The sequence below is a fragment of the Lactobacillus hominis DSM 23910 = CRBIP 24.179 genome (genome assembly GCF_000296835.1).
GTDB lineage: Bacteria > Bacillota > Bacilli > Lactobacillales > Lactobacillaceae > Lactobacillus > Lactobacillus hominis.
In genome coordinates this window covers 1-13,964 of sequence record NZ_CAKE01000003.1, presented here as the reverse complement: position 1 = coordinate 13,964, position 13,964 = coordinate 1, and the positions used below count along the sequence as shown (strand labels likewise).

Here is a 13,964-nt window from a genome sequence, read left to right as displayed (position 1 = left end):
AAAGTTAACCACTATGCTCAAACAAGTTAAACACGTTTCCAAAATTGCTCTATTTTATGATTTAGTTTTCGTTTACATGATCTCCAAAACCACCGAGATCTTGCACCATCTAGAACATGGATTAGTTTCTCCTACTTCATTTTTCTTTTTTACCTTAATTGTCTTAATTTTTATCAATTCTTGGATGATCCAAACAATTTTTACCAATCGGTATGGTAAGGGAAGCTGGGGTGAGATTGCTTTTTACTTTGCAGACATGATGATTATTTTGTACATGTCGAATTCATTTGATACCAACAATATTACAGAAATGCGGATACTATTTATCTCAGCAGGTTTGCTATCACTGACGCTATGTTTGCACTACTTCATCAATTATTTCCAGGTAAATAAAAAAATTGACAAAAAGATCTCGCAAACTTATTTTATTATTTTGCTTATTCGTGCAATCAGTTTAATTATTGGCGGAATTTTAGATAATGCACCCGGCTTAATAATTGCCTTAATTGGAATTATGATCAGCTGGCTAGCACCTGTTTTAACTAAAAAAGAGGGCCTGCAGCATCCCATTATTTTTGCTCATTTACTAGAACGCCTAAATTTACTAGTAATCATTATCTTTGGTGAAACAATTATTGGCGTAGCCGAGTATTTCAAAGTTAATACTTTTAACTTTTATTCAATTCTGATTTTCTTAGCAGTCGCATTTTTGTTTTTCACCTATGCCTTGCAATTCGATCAATTACTTGAAGAAAACCAACCTCACGCTAGTGGCGATTTATTAATTTATTTGCACTATTTAATTATCTTTAGCATTAGCTTAATTACTGTCGGTTTTAAATTCATTAATGAAAAAGAAGCAAGCTCATACTTCGCCGTACTCTGTTTATATGTTGGCATCAGCTTATTTTATTTAGGCTTGAGCTTAGCCAGCAAATACAATAAAGTTCGCTTTTCATTATCGGCTGGCGTCATTGTAGCTATTAGCGTCCTTACTTTAGGAGGATGTTTAATCTGTTTATATTTACCAGATTTTAAAGTGATTTCAATTACCACTTGTTTGATTACATTTTTAAATGCACTAATTTTAGTTCATCATTTCCTACCAGGTATCAAAAAAGGAATCCTTTCATAATTGAAGGATTTCTTTTTACGATCTTGCCCAATCATCTAAGACATTTAAAAAGAATTTTTCTGACCAAGTGCGAATCTTTTGCCCTTGATCCTTGCGCATCTTAGCCTCATTAAGCTCTGGCAAATCTGTTCTGAAAAAGTCATGATCCCCAGTTAAAACGTAATCAGTATCAGAGTTGACTTTTTCTTGAACAAAACCACCCAAATTCTCAATTGCTGTTGCTAACTCACCTGCATCTAAGTCTAAATCGCCTGCAATGACCACATTTTTATGGTTAAATGGACTTCTAAAGACCTGAGTTTGGCGTACAATATCTGGCCAGCTTTGCGCTAAATCAATATTTTTGACACTTTCATGCGCTCTTAAAATGTGTTCTTGTTTAAACCGATCATGCAACGCATCAAAAACAGACTTCGTGTCTAAACAATCGTCTAGTCCGCGATGTTCTTGATTTTCATCAATACCTAACCGTCTCATACAATCAAGTAAACGATTATGACGTTCATTTACATAGTAGCTTCTGGCTAAACGTAAAACATCTACGTAATCATTGCTCAAAATTGGCAAGTTATATTTTAAAGTCAGATCGTAAACAAAGTTCAAATCAAAATTAACATTGTAGCCTACAATGACGTCGCTACCAATAAATTGTCGGTACTCAGTAATCGCTTCATCGACTGGCTTACCATCTTTTTCAATACTAGCTTCGTCAATACCGTTTAATCTAGTTAAAAACGCTGGTACTTTATTAGAATCAGGAAATTTTACCAGTTCCGAAAAAGTTGCAACTGTTTCACCATGGCGCACCTTCAATGCACCCATTTCGGTAATGCGGTTGCGGTAAGGACTAAGACCAGTAGTTTCCACATCAATTAAAGTGTAGTTTTCTGGAAATCCTGGTTTTTCCATCCCTTTAGCCCGGATCTTTTGTTGGGCGCCAGGAATATTCAACATTCCTTGAATAATTGAAATACTCATTTTTATCCCTTCAAATCTTTTATTACATTAGAAATTGAGGTATTCAAGCCGATTGCTGTTTTTTGTAAATTATCAGGCAAATCATCTTGACTTAAATCTGCCGCAATATAGCGCCAAGTTGGATGCTCACTAGTTAAGCTAATCATGGGATCAAGCAATTGCGGACTAGTTGGATCAACGCCTAATTCTAGCACTACTACTTTCTTATCTTGATTTTTAGTTAAAAACCAGCGAAAACGCGTATTAGCATCTTGATCCGGATAAAAGTGCGCATTAAGAGGCATATGCAATTCCATTGGCGAGTTGCAATCTTCGCATTTTGGCACGCTGCCTTGACCTTTTTGATAAGCTTTGACTACTTCGACATCGCTACGCACGCCATGGTTTAAACCACTTGAACATTGCATTTGAGTCCAATCGCCAAAAACATCAAAGATTCTCTTGGTTTCAAAGCCAGCTTTTTCAAAAAAGTGACCGTAGCTACTAGTTGCAATAAAGTAGTCTTTACCATCTAATAAAGCACGTAATTCTTTCATTGTTTTTGAAGGTTCATAATCTAAGCTATATTCCTGAATCAATTCGCTCCAAAATTTCCATTGTTCATCCCAAGAATCAAATTTTTTATCTAAGGCATCCGCAATCGTATGCACATGATACTTTTTGGCTGTCTTGCTATGTTCTACGTCAAAAGTAGTATCATCTAGCATATCAAGCCCTTCCATAATAGAAAAGCCATTTCCTGCTGTCACAATAATATTATCTGCATCTTTTAACCATGTCTTAGCTTGCTCAATTTGCGTCATTTTTTACCTCTATTTTGAGAATAACCAGTCAATAAAACTTGACCACTGATATATTCTCCTAAAAAAATATCATCAATTCCATTATAACCAGCTTCTTGCACTTGTTGCTCAAGCCAAGCTTGTGATTTATGAATTAATTCTAAAACATCAGTATTTACTTGCCCATCGCTAATAATTGGAAAGCGGATATTCGATTCATCATTTTCAATCACAGTCAATTGACCATTTTGTTCAAAAATACAGTTTTTAACTTTCTCAACGCTGTAAATTCCTTTGCTTCTCAGCTTAAACATTAACTCATTAGCCGAAATTCCCGCGCTCATACAGTTGCCAACTAAAACTTCACCATTTTTAATTACCTGAACAGGCTTGCCATCAATTAAATTTCTAACCCAATTATTATGTTCACGCGCAAATTTTAAAATAAAAACTACTAAAGTCCAAATAATTAAAACCAGTAAAAACTGCAAAACTGTAATGCTCGGATTATAAATTAAGCCTCCAATAATTCCACCAAGAACGTAGTTTTGCAGTTGGTCTAGTGCAGTAGTTGGTGCTAAATTGCTTTTACCAAAAAGATTAATCTGAATGATTAAAGTAAGCATGCCGAGAGCAAATTTAACAAAAAGTTCTGTATAGTCTAACTGCATTATTTTTTAACCTCAACTTTATGATCGATCACATGTGCTCTAGTTAATGTATAAGAATTATTATCATCATTTAAATTCAATTGATAATCAATATTTTTAGAATCAATGCGCACTATCATGCCATTAACCAAAGTAGTGGAATTAGCCATGACATCTGATTGCTTAACGTTTTCATCGCGAGCAATCGATTTTAAAAATGGAATAATTTGCGTTGTCTGTGATTTTTGAGCGTTTACCTTTTGATACTTTTCATATTGCGTTCCCGCAAATAATAATAAAAATAGCAAGGCAATAATCCCTAAGTCGCGATAACGCGTCGCAAATCTATCTCTTAGATATAAACCAGCAAAGATAATCATTGCAACTGCAGCAATGAACATCAAGATATAAAGTGTTGTTTTATCACTGTTTTGGTTATTTTGAATATAGTCAATCGTATAAAATGTCATAATTAATATTTTCTCTTTAAAGGTGTTTGATCGCGATTCGAATCCATTTCAACATGAGTTTGGGCAATTGTAACTAAAGTTTTAGCTAAAAGTGCCATACTTTCAACAGTTACATATTCGTAAGGTCCATGAAAATTAGCACCGCCATTAAATAAGTTTGGCGTTGGGATACCTTTTTCTGAAATAAAATCACCGTCTGTGCCGCCTCTAAATGGAATCACTTTAGTAGTTAGTCCCATTTTTTCATAAGCATGACGCACTAAATTGACAACGTAAGGATGCTTTTTTATTAAATCGCCAGGACTATGGTATTGATCATGCATTTGCAAGCTAACACGACCTGGGCCATATTTTTGATTCAACTTTTGCACAATGCTTTCCACCAACTGCTTTTTTTGCTTAAAGCTTTCAGTGTCAAAATCGCGAATTATTAAATTGATTTCACTATGATCAACATTACCATTATTTGATAAGACCATAAAATAGCCATCAAAATCTTTACTATTTTCTGGAACTTCACCGGTAGGCAAATTTTGGATAAATTCACTCGCCATCAGCGCTGCATTTACCATTAAGCCGTATGCTTCTCCGGGATGGACCACAGTTCCGTCAAAATCAATCTTAGCGCTAGCAGCATTAAAAGTTTCAAAAGCTATATCGCCGGGATCACCATTATCTAAAGTATAGGCAAACTCTACTGGAAAACGACTAACGTCAAAGCGAGCAGCACCTTTCCCAATTTCTTCATCAGGACCAAAAGCTACCCATAAATCGCCATGAGGTACTTGCGGATTTTCTATCAAATATTTCAACGTCGCAAGTAGTCCCGCAATTCCTGCCTTATCGTCAGCCCCTAATAATGTATCGCCAGAAGCGGTAATTAAGGTTTCACCCAAGTGCTTTTTTAAGCTAGGAAACTGCTTAGCCGATAAAGTAAGTCCATGGCCTAATTCAATATCTTTTCCATCGTAATTTTTATGTACTTGTGGTTTAACTTTTTCACTATTAAAGTCAGCAGTATCTACATGCGCAACAAAACCAATTGCAGCAACATCTTTATCCACATTTGCGGGCAATTTTCCCACAGTATAAGCATCTTGTTTGCTATAGCTAATTTCAGTTAAACCAAGTCGCGCTAATTCCACAGCTATTCTTTTAAGTAAAAGTACCTGATTAGGACTAGTTGGAACCTTATCTACATCATCAAACGAGCGCGTATTAATCTTACAATATTCAATAAACTTATCTTGAATATACTTGTTGTCCACACTGCTCATAAAATCACCTCATTTTTATTAGTTAATATTTTAAGAAAACAAGACACTATGTCAACCTTACTTATATTCGGATGCTCCTGTTTCAGCATCTAATTCATCAATTTGACGGAAGTTTTTACCCTTATTATTTGCCGGATCATCAACTAATTTTTGCCCTGTTTGATCCAAATAATAATCCACAAGTGGAAAAATATCTTCAATTTGTCGCAGCATTCCGACTAAGTTATGGTTCTTATCCACTACTTTTTCGTATCTATCCACATAGAAGCGATGTAAACTATTATTTTCAGCGGGGAAAATCACAGTCTTTTCTCCATGTTGTATATTTTGCCAAGCTTTTTGAGCATTTTCGATGTGTAGTTCGTCAAACGTTTTTCCTAATTCTTGGGGATGGTAATTCATATCAACAGGCTGTTTATAATATTGCAGCTTTTTGTCTTGATCAAAGAAAAAGACTTCACCCTTTAAACTGGCAAGTAACTCATTAATTTGCTTATCACTGAGCATTCCAGCGTTTAGTTGTATTTGCATGATAGTTTTCTTTCTATATTACATTGTTCCTATAATTCCCAATTATACACAAAAATGCACCAACTCATTTTCAGAGTTAGTGCATTTTTTAATAGATAGATTTTACTTCTTAATTTCTTTAAGACCTTCACGTCTACGTCCCATGTTAAACCATGGTGAAACTGTAAATGCCAAAACATCATTTACAACATAAATCAATGAGTTAACAGCCATTGCCAAAGTTGCATCCCCTTGTGCAAAAGTTACGCCCCAAAGAATCAATTGGAAAATTCCACTTGCAGTCCACCAGAAGTATTGGTTGTTGTAACGTAAGAAACACATAATTCCAGCAGTCAATGAAATAGCAAAACTAATGGCATCAATCCAAGGACGAGGATCATTAGTGAACTTACCAATTAAATATCCTGAAATAGCATAAACTACTAAAGTACCAACAATGGCTACTACCCATTGCTTAGCACCAAACTTACGTAAGTGGTTTTTAGTATCATCATTCCAAGATCTCACAGCTAAAATAACTGGTAAATCCAAAGTCAAAATATAAGCGATTTGTTCAAAAATAGAAAGATAGTTTTTAGCTTCTAAACCTGCATAAATAAAACATGCGGCTGAAATCAATCCTAACCAACCGTTAATGGCTTTAGTTGCATTAATTGCTAAAACACATAAGGTACCTAATAAAGTACCGATAAATGTAATAATTGATAAGGTGGTAATTTTATTTTGAATTAAAATTGCCAATTGGAATCCAAAAGCGAAAAACCATAACATGTAGTTTTGAACTGGCCAGCCATGTAATTGCTTAAGTAGCCATACGAAATAATTGCCTTTTTTGGTAGACTTGGAACCATTTAAAGATGCAGATTCTTGCATACAAACTCTCCTCATATATCTAATAGGTTCACAATAGTTGTTATTTTAAAAATACAACATCTTGTGCCTTATCCGTGTTTTTATTAATAAACACATCGATATCTAGTATATATGAGATAAAATTCAAAACAAGTATTGACATTTCTCACTAAATAAAGAGGTCTCAATTTTCGCTAGTACAAATAAAAATTAATTTGCTTATTTCTCGCGTCTAAATGCCATTTTCAGTATAATTTTTATAAATTTAAAAATTTATTTTTGAGGAAGTGACATTATGATCAAAGAATTTAAGGAATTTATTTCGCGTGGAAATATGATGGACCTCGCTGTTGGGGTAATTATCGGTGCTGCTTTTACTGCTATCGTTAACTCGCTGGTCAAAAACCTAATTAACCCTCTAATTGGATTATTTATCGGAAAAATTGATCTTTCGGATTTAAAGTTTTCAATCGCTGAAGCAACTTTCAAATACGGAGAATTTTTAAACGCTGTTATTAATTTTCTGATTATTGCTTTAGTCGTTTTTCTACTAGTTAAACTAATTAATAAATTAATGCCTAAGAAAAAAGAAGAAACTAAAAAAGAAATTGAAAATTCTGAACTCTATCTCAAAGAAATTAGAGATCTCTTAAAAGAAAAAAATTAATTTCAAAATGGCCTAGCTATGCATAGTTAAGCCATTTTTGTTCACAAAAAAATCATTATTCAGGCAAATTTCATTCATAGTCTAAACATAGATCTTTCATAAATAATACGTAATATATACATTGTTTATCGTGAAAACGAATTCAATATTATTACGTATTAATTAAGTAATTGTATACGCATGGAGGATACAAACTATGTTTAAGACAAAAAAGACACAATTTGCAATCCGCAAGTTATCAAAAGGAGCAGCTGCAGTTTTACTGAGCTTTGGTATTTTATCAAGTACTTGCGCTCCACTTGTTTCAGCAGCAACTACTGAAACAGAAACTGAAGAAAAAAATCCTGCTTCTTTACTCAGTGAAGTCGGATCACAAAAAGACTCTACATCCAACATTTCAGATAAAGCATACTCTGACATCAAAATCTCTTATTTAACGAGTTATGGCTCAGTTATTAAAGATTTGGATAGAATTAATCTTATAAAAGATCAATTTGTTTCAAAAGATGAACTCAAAAGCATTATTGACAATAATTTGCCTAATGGTTATGAAATAGTGAATATTAGCAATTTAGATGATGTCACTGCAGACGTTGAAAACAAATCTCACAATATTTCGGTAACTATCAAAAAGAAAACAACAGTAATTACTCCTAGCGATGTAGCAGATCCTGTTCGAGAAGGATTAGTGAAACATATCACTCGTCGCATAAAAATAGATTTTCCTAACGGTGAAAGTAAAGAAAAAATTCAAACTGTTTCTTACCAAAGAAATAGAATCGAAGAAGACGGCAAGATTTTTTATACTGGTTGGGAATTAATGAGTTCAAATAAAAGCTGGGACAAATTTAATATTGAACAAATCGACAACTTTACTTCCTTAGTTGATGGTCAGCCAAACAATGTCGTTGAAGAAAAAGACGTTAACTGCGATTACGAAGATGAATTTGTTTACGTTTCATACGTAAATCAAAAATTCGCTGATATCAAGATCTCTTACAAAACTGAAGATGGAAAAACTATCAAAGACTTAGATAAAATTGATTTAGCAAAAGACCAAACTTTCACTAAAGATGCTCTTGAAAATATCATTAACAAGAACCTACCTACTGGATACGAAATTATAAACATTAAAGATTTAGACGATGTTACTGCAGATACTGAGAACAAATCAGTAAACATTATTGCAATCGTTAAAAAGCCTAAAAAAGTAATTACCCCTAATGATGTAGCAGATCCTGAAAAAGAAGGTCTTGTAAAACGCATTACACGTACTATCAACATCACGCTCCCTAATGGAGAAACTAAGCAAAAGATTCAAACTGTTTCTTACCAAAGAAATCGTATTGAAGAGGACGGTAAAGTTTCTTACACTGGCTGGGAATTAGCAGGTCCTGACAAGGGATGGGCTAAATACAACATTGACCAAATCTCAGGTTACCAATCTTACGTTGATGGCAAGTTAGACAACGTCGTTGAAGAAAAAGATGTTAACTGCGACGCTAAAGACGAAGTTGTTAACGTAACTTATATCACTGAAAAGTACGCTGACATTAAGATTTCTTATGAAACCAGCGATGGAAAAGTTGTTAAAACTTTAGATAAAATCGACTTACGAAAAGGCGAAATATATTCTGCGAGTCGTTTAAGCGAAATTATTAGCAAAAATCTTCCTAAAGATTACCAAATAATTGAAGTTGACGGCTTAAAAGACATCATTGCTGAAAAAGAAAAACAATCTTTTAATATCACTGTCACTATCAAAAAGCCTGCTCAAGTAATCACTCCTGAAGATGTTGAAGATCCTGAAAAAGGCGACTTTATTAAAAAGATTACTCGAACAATCGATATCACTTTGCCAAATGGCAAAAAGCAAACTGAAACTCAAAGCGTAACTTATACGAGAAACAAGATTATCGATGAAGGCAAAGAAAGCTGGACTCACTGGGTTTTAGCTGATGGTTCTGCCAAGGGCTGGTCAAAATTCAATGTTGAACAATTTAACGGTTATGCATCTTACGTTGATGGCAAGCTAGACAACGTCGTTGAAGAAAAAGATGTTAACTGTGATGATAAAGATGAAACAGTTTACGTAAAATATAGCCAAGTAAACAGCATAGACATCAAAGTTAACATTAAAGATAAGGATGGTAAACTTGCTGACAAGCAACTTGATAAGATTGACCTTAAAGGCAGTCAAAAACTCACTTTAGCTGAGCTAAACGAAAAAATTAAGGATCAAATTCCTAAAGGCTACCACATTACTCAAGTAACTGGAATGCCTGAAAAAGATATTCTAGCAAGCGACTATCCTAACAACGCTTCACTCGATATCACTATAACTATTGAAGCTGACGAAAAATACGCTTACGACTATGAAGATGGCGATTTAATCAAGCGCTGGATTCGTCACATCTACGTGGTAAAACCTAATGAAGAAAGAAAACTAAGTGAGATTCAAAAGGTTACTTACGTTAGAAAAAAAATTCATAAAAACAATGTAAATCCAGCTTCTGCACTATCAGCTCGTGCAAATACTAATGAATGGGAATACAGCGACTGGGAATTGCATAAGACTGAAGGAAATTCAGGTAAATGGTCTTCTTACAAAGTTGAGAAGATAGATAAACATAAAGCAGTTGTTAAATATCCTAAATTCTTGGATGATCCAGAAGATCGTGAAATTGAAGCTGATGAAATTGAAGAACGTGCAGTTCCAGTTCCAGATTTAGAAAATGACGAAGACGAGATCAGAGAAGTCGAAGTTAACTACGTACCAGTAAAAGACGAAGCCCCTGTTGATCCTGACACTCCAGATACTCCAGATACTCCGGTTACCCCCGACAATCCTGACGATAACAAACCATCTGATCCAGATGATCCTAGTTCAGATACTCAAGATCCAGTTAAATCGGAAAATCCTGGTCAAGATGACAATAATTCATCTTCAAGCGACTCTTCAGTAAATAAACCAACTGATTCTGACAACAATTCTTCAAATACTTCAGGTTCTGAAAAAAGTACTTCTTCATTCCTTAATCCAAATCCTTCTCTAAATGTAAGGCCCCTTGGAGAAAGTCCACAATCAACTAACGTTACAACTAATAACGAGAAATTACCACAATCAGGAGCAGGTGCAACTTTATCAACTGAAGTAGCTGGCTTAATCAGTATTGCAGCTTCCACTGTAATTGGAGCAATTGGTTACGTTATTGGTCGCAAGAAAAAGAAATAAGCATTACATAAAAAAGAAAGCAAGAAGATTAATCTTGCTTTCTTTTCGTTTGTATTTAAATATCAAATTAATGATGTGAAGCACCAGATGATGAATCAGGCTTTTCTGGTTTAACTTCTTTTGGCATTTCAGCCTTTCTTGAAGCTCCAGTTGCAGCATCTGCGTCACGCTTAAATGTTGCACCACTGACAGCGTCTGGATCGTCAACTAACTTTTGACCAGTAGTTTCGCAGAAGTATTTTACTAATGGATATAAATCTTGTACCCATTCATAAATACCTACGTAATTGCCCTCTTCATCTTCAATTCTTCTGTAATTGTGCAAGATCATCTTGTGACGATTACCATTTGGTACAGGCATCTTAACTTCATCGTGGCCGCCAACTTTATGACGCAAGGCATAAACTACTTTTTTAGCTTCAGGAATTACGTCTCCAACATCTGGGTGAACAGCTCCCATAGTGTCACCTACTTGATTCCGAGTACGGCCTGCCAGCATCTTCTTATCTGGATCAGTTGGTCTGTTATACCACAAGAATTGGTTATTATCATCAACATAAGTTAATTCGCCAATCGTCTTACGAAGCATCCAGTTAAGTTGATTTACAGTAAGTAATCCTGCATCTAGCTTAACGTAGTCGTCACCTTCAGCTGCGCCAACTTTCTTAGCAGCCTTATCTAACCAGTCAGGATCGTTTTTATCAATTCCTTCGACAGTATAACGTGACTTGCCAGAAGCTTCGAAGTCTTCTTTCATATAATCTTCTTTATTAATATCTTTTAACCATTTTGGTTCTGCCATAATAAACACTTCCTAAAATTAAAACTTACACTCTAATTTTAAAATGAAAGTGCTTTCTATGCAATATAATATATAACTATTTTATTTAAAATTTTATATATAAAAGATTATTCAAAAATTTAATATTTGCATATTTAGGAAGGCTTAGCGGCTAACACTGTCTGCACGACCTTTGTAGTCACCGTTTTCAGTACCAATGATTAATTCTTCGCCTTCATTAATAAAATCAGGCACTGTTACTACTAGGCCAGTTTCCATAGTTGCAGGCTTGCCACCAGCTGCAGCAGTTGCGCCTTTAATACCAGGTTGAGTTTCCTTAACTTTCATTTTGACTGTTGATGGCAAATTAATACCAATTAATTTACCTTCATCGGTAAACTTCAATTCAACATCAATATTAGGCATCAAGAATTTTGATTCTTGCTCCAAGTGCTCCTTAGGAATCATATACTGTTCGTAAGTTTGTTGGTCCATAAAAATATAATTTGTTTCATCGTCATAAAGATATTGGGCCTTTTTCAAAGATACTTCGACTAATTCAACTTTTTCACTAGGACGCATGGTCTTGTGAACTACGGCGCCACTAATAATATCTCTTAAGTCCATTTGCATCACAGTGTTGCCTTTGCCAGGCTTGTGGTGGTTGCTCTTTAATACTTCAATTAATTTGCCATCTTGGTTAAAAATCATACCTTTTTTCAATTCAATAGCTTGTGTCATTATTCTTATCTCCTAAAATTTCTTAATATAAAAATCGCTAAATGAGTGATCTTTTTGCTTTTCAATAATTAAATCAGCGCGCTCTTTACTTGGTGCAATATAATCAACTAAGTTCTTATAATTAACATCGCGCCAAACCTGCTTAGCCATAGCATCCGCCTTTTTAATTGGACCATTAGCCCATTCATAATAAAAATTACCGGGATTGCTCTTATTTTGCTTGAGCAAATTATGGAACCGCTCCATAAACCAATATTCTAAATTATCATCAGAACTATCCAAATAAATGCCTAAATCTAAAAAATCGCTCGGAATTTGACCTTGAGCATTTGGCGGGATTTGTAAAATATTAATCCCTTCGATAATTAAAATATCGATATCGTTAATTTTTCCTATTTTATCTGGAACTAAATCAGAAATTTCTTGCGAATATAAGCGATACGGTACATTTTGCTTACCGCTTTTTACTGCACATAAAAAATTGGTTAAAGCTCGCCAATTAAAAGAAAATGGAAAGCCCTTTTGCTCCATAATTCCCTTAGCTTGCAATTCAGCATTCGACATTAAAAAGCCGTCTGTTGAAACTACGATGCTTTTTAATTGGGGAAATTTTCTAGCTAATAAATCATTTAACTTTTGTGCAAAAGTTGACTTACCAGCAGCAACTGATCCAGCAACTCCGATAATGAATGGTGCTTTTTTTAGCTCTAAAAAAGTCTTCTTTTCCTTTTGCAAGTTATCATAATTTTTTAGCTGCCAGACTAAGTAGTCGGCTAAAAAGTCAGTGCTTGGAGGGTTAAATTCCTGCCATTTCTGCGGGGTTATATGAATAAATTCGTTTTTCAAATTCTCGCCCTCTTTACTAGTAATTCATCACTGTTCAGCCTATCATATATATTGAGAGAAAGAAAAGAAGTTTTTAATATGAAAAAAATAATCCTTTTTGGCGATTCCATCTTAGCTGGCTTTAAAGACGGAATGCCAACAGACATCATTACTGATAGTCTTGCTCAAAGGTTTCCTAATATTGAAATTCTAAATCATTCCGTACCCGGAGCTACCACCCAAGAAGGACTAGATTTTCTTGATTTAAGGGTTACGCCTCCATATGATTTAGTAGTTTTGGGCTTAGGAACCAACGACGCCAGCGTAAATTTAGGTATTAGTGCTGGTCGTTATGCCAAGAATTTAGAAGAATTAGTAGAATTGATCGGCAAGCAAAAAGTTATTTTAATGGGTCCATCTTATACCAATTGGAAAGTAGCGACTGATCAAGCTTGGCCTAGAACCTTGCAATTTGAATTGGTTGCTAAAGAGTGCTCTCGTAAGAACGAACTGCCCTTTCTAGATTTAGCGTATGTGTTAAACAAGCATCCTTATCCTAACGAATTATTGCAAAAAGATGGTATTCATTTGAATGAAGCCGGAAATAAAATATTAATCGACAAATTAGCTGAGTTGATTAAGCTAAAATTGGAAAAGTAGTTGTTCGATGAAATTTATACTTATATAATACTTTTAGAACAAGAAAAATAAAATGACGTGCAATTCAGTTGGTTACTGAATATGTTTGTCGGCTCTGCTTTTGCAGAGCTTTTTTCTTACACTTAAACAATCCAAGGACCAAACCTAAAACTACAATTATACAAACCAAACTAATTCTTCAAACATAAAAATAAAATACTAATCGACAATTTAGCTGAGTTGATTAAGTTAAAATTGCAATAAAAATAGCGTATCGATTACATTATTTCGATACGCTATTTTAACTTGTTTGGCTCTATACTTTTTCCTGTTGATGGATATCTATGATATTCTATCGACAGGATTTTTTTATTGCATAAAGAAAGAGGCCATAAGCCTCA

The 13,964-nt window shown here is 34.4% G+C and carries 14 protein-coding genes; 4 read left to right on the top strand and 10 right to left on the bottom strand.

All coding sequences use genetic code 11. The features are described 5' to 3' along the window. Nucleotides 1-13 precede the first annotated feature (13 nt). Nucleotides 14-1,135 carry a low temperature requirement protein A gene (locus BN55_RS02920; protein ID WP_008470240.1) on the top strand — a complete coding sequence of 374 codons (1,122 nt, stop codon included), beginning with the start codon at nucleotides 14-16 and terminating at the stop codon, nucleotides 1,133-1,135. Nucleotides 1,136-1,150: 15 nt separating this feature from the next. Here the strand turns inward: BN55_RS02920 and BN55_RS02915 are convergent, their stop codons facing one another. The 7 genes from BN55_RS02915 to pnuC all read right to left on the bottom strand — a co-directional run bounded on the left by BN55_RS02915 (nucleotide 1,151) and on the right by pnuC (nucleotide 6,696). Further along, nucleotides 1,151-2,113: an exonuclease domain-containing protein gene (locus tag BN55_RS02915; protein ID WP_008470238.1), complete on the bottom strand. Its 963-nt coding sequence runs from the start codon at nucleotides 2,111-2,113 to the stop codon at nucleotides 1,151-1,153. 2 nt (nucleotides 2,114-2,115) lie between these two features. Beyond that, complete coding sequence (locus tag BN55_RS02910) at nucleotides 2,116-2,916, bottom strand: SIR2 family NAD-dependent protein deacylase (RefSeq protein ID WP_008470237.1); 801 nt, start codon at nucleotides 2,914-2,916, stop codon at nucleotides 2,116-2,118. Next, entirely contained in the window at nucleotides 2,913-3,566 is a 654-nt protein-coding gene (locus BN55_RS02905; RefSeq protein WP_008470236.1) for a DUF421 domain-containing protein, read from the bottom strand. Before BN55_RS02905 ends, BN55_RS02910 begins: the two co-directional genes overlap by 4 nt. Beyond that, entirely contained in the window at nucleotides 3,566-4,015 is a 450-nt protein-coding gene (locus BN55_RS02900; protein WP_008470235.1) for a DUF3290 domain-containing protein, read from the bottom strand. Before BN55_RS02900 ends, BN55_RS02905 begins: the two co-directional genes overlap by 1 nt. Before the next feature lie 2 nt (nucleotides 4,016-4,017). After that, a complete protein-coding gene (gene pepT, locus BN55_RS02895) occupies nucleotides 4,018-5,292 on the bottom strand; it encodes a peptidase T (protein WP_008470234.1) in 1,275 nt (424 codons plus the stop codon). 57 nt (nucleotides 5,293-5,349) lie between these two features. After that, on the bottom strand, nucleotides 5,350-5,823 hold the full coding sequence (locus BN55_RS02890) for a PAS domain-containing protein (protein WP_008470232.1): 474 nt from the start codon (nucleotides 5,821-5,823) through the stop codon (nucleotides 5,350-5,352). Nucleotides 5,824-5,925: 102 nt separating this feature from the next. Beyond that, on the bottom strand, nucleotides 5,926-6,696 hold the full coding sequence (gene pnuC / locus BN55_RS02885; RefSeq protein ID WP_008470230.1) for a nicotinamide riboside transporter PnuC: 771 nt from the start codon (nucleotides 6,694-6,696) through the stop codon (nucleotides 5,926-5,928). Between the two features lie 274 nt (nucleotides 6,697-6,970). Here pnuC and mscL point away from each other — a divergent pair, with 274 nt between their 5' ends. Next, nucleotides 6,971-7,342: a large-conductance mechanosensitive channel protein MscL gene (gene mscL / locus BN55_RS02880; RefSeq protein WP_008470229.1), complete on the top strand. Its 372-nt coding sequence runs from the start codon at nucleotides 6,971-6,973 to the stop codon at nucleotides 7,340-7,342. A gap of 196 nt (nucleotides 7,343-7,538) precedes the next feature. Beyond that, nucleotides 7,539-10,577: a mucin-binding protein gene (locus BN55_RS10190; protein ID WP_008470228.1), complete on the top strand. Its 3,039-nt coding sequence runs from the start codon at nucleotides 7,539-7,541 to the stop codon at nucleotides 10,575-10,577. Nucleotides 10,578-10,644: 67 nt separating this feature from the next. Here the strand turns inward: BN55_RS10190 and BN55_RS02870 are convergent, their stop codons facing one another. The 3 genes from BN55_RS02870 to coaA form a co-directional block, all read right to left on the bottom strand. Next, nucleotides 10,645-11,379 (bottom strand): PAS domain-containing protein, encoded by a 735-nt coding sequence (locus BN55_RS02870; protein ID WP_008470227.1) that lies wholly within the window; start codon nucleotides 11,377-11,379, stop codon nucleotides 10,645-10,647. Between the two features lie 144 nt (nucleotides 11,380-11,523). After that, nucleotides 11,524-12,099: an elongation factor P gene (gene efp / locus BN55_RS02865; RefSeq protein ID WP_008470226.1), complete on the bottom strand. Its 576-nt coding sequence runs from the start codon at nucleotides 12,097-12,099 to the stop codon at nucleotides 11,524-11,526. Nucleotides 12,100-12,111: 12 nt separating this feature from the next. Continuing rightward, nucleotides 12,112-12,945 (bottom strand): type I pantothenate kinase, encoded by an 834-nt coding sequence (coaA, locus tag BN55_RS02860; protein ID WP_008470225.1) that lies wholly within the window; start codon nucleotides 12,943-12,945, stop codon nucleotides 12,112-12,114. 78 nt (nucleotides 12,946-13,023) lie between these two features. Here coaA and BN55_RS02855 point away from each other — a divergent pair, with 78 nt between their 5' ends. Beyond that, complete coding sequence (locus tag BN55_RS02855; RefSeq protein WP_008470224.1) at nucleotides 13,024-13,584, top strand: SGNH/GDSL hydrolase family protein; 561 nt, start codon at nucleotides 13,024-13,026, stop codon at nucleotides 13,582-13,584. Nucleotides 13,585-13,964: the final 380 nt, after the last annotated feature.

Excerpts from the sequence above, each read along its gene's own strand:
- BN55_RS02920 (WP_008470240.1), top strand. The coding sequence starts at position 14 with ATGCTCAAACAAGTTAAACACGTTTCCAAAATTGCTCTATTTTATGAT.
- BN55_RS02915 (WP_008470238.1), bottom strand. The coding sequence starts at position 2,113 with ATGAGTATTTCAATTATTCAAGGAATGTTGAATATTCCTGGCGCCCAA.
- BN55_RS02910 (WP_008470237.1), bottom strand. The coding sequence starts at position 2,916 with ATGACGCAAATTGAGCAAGCTAAGACATGGTTAAAAGATGCAGATAAT.
- BN55_RS02905 (WP_008470236.1), bottom strand. The coding sequence starts at position 3,566 with ATGCAGTTAGACTATACAGAACTTTTTGTTAAATTTGCTCTCGGCATG.
- BN55_RS02900 (WP_008470235.1), bottom strand. The coding sequence starts at position 4,015 with ATGACATTTTATACGATTGACTATATTCAAAATAACCAAAACAGTGAT.
- pepT (WP_008470234.1), bottom strand. The coding sequence starts at position 5,292 with ATGAGCAGTGTGGACAACAAGTATATTCAAGATAAGTTTATTGAATAT.
- BN55_RS02890 (WP_008470232.1), bottom strand. The coding sequence starts at position 5,823 with ATGCAAATACAACTAAACGCTGGAATGCTCAGTGATAAGCAAATTAAT.
- pnuC (WP_008470230.1), bottom strand. The coding sequence starts at position 6,696 with ATGCAAGAATCTGCATCTTTAAATGGTTCCAAGTCTACCAAAAAAGGC.
- mscL (WP_008470229.1), top strand. The coding sequence starts at position 6,971 with ATGATCAAAGAATTTAAGGAATTTATTTCGCGTGGAAATATGATGGAC.
- BN55_RS10190 (WP_008470228.1), top strand. The coding sequence starts at position 7,539 with ATGTTTAAGACAAAAAAGACACAATTTGCAATCCGCAAGTTATCAAAA.
- BN55_RS02870 (WP_008470227.1), bottom strand. The coding sequence starts at position 11,379 with ATGGCAGAACCAAAATGGTTAAAAGATATTAATAAAGAAGATTATATG.
- efp (WP_008470226.1), bottom strand. The coding sequence starts at position 12,099 with ATGACACAAGCTATTGAATTGAAAAAAGGTATGATTTTTAACCAAGAT.
- BN55_RS02855 (WP_008470224.1), top strand. The coding sequence starts at position 13,024 with ATGAAAAAAATAATCCTTTTTGGCGATTCCATCTTAGCTGGCTTTAAA.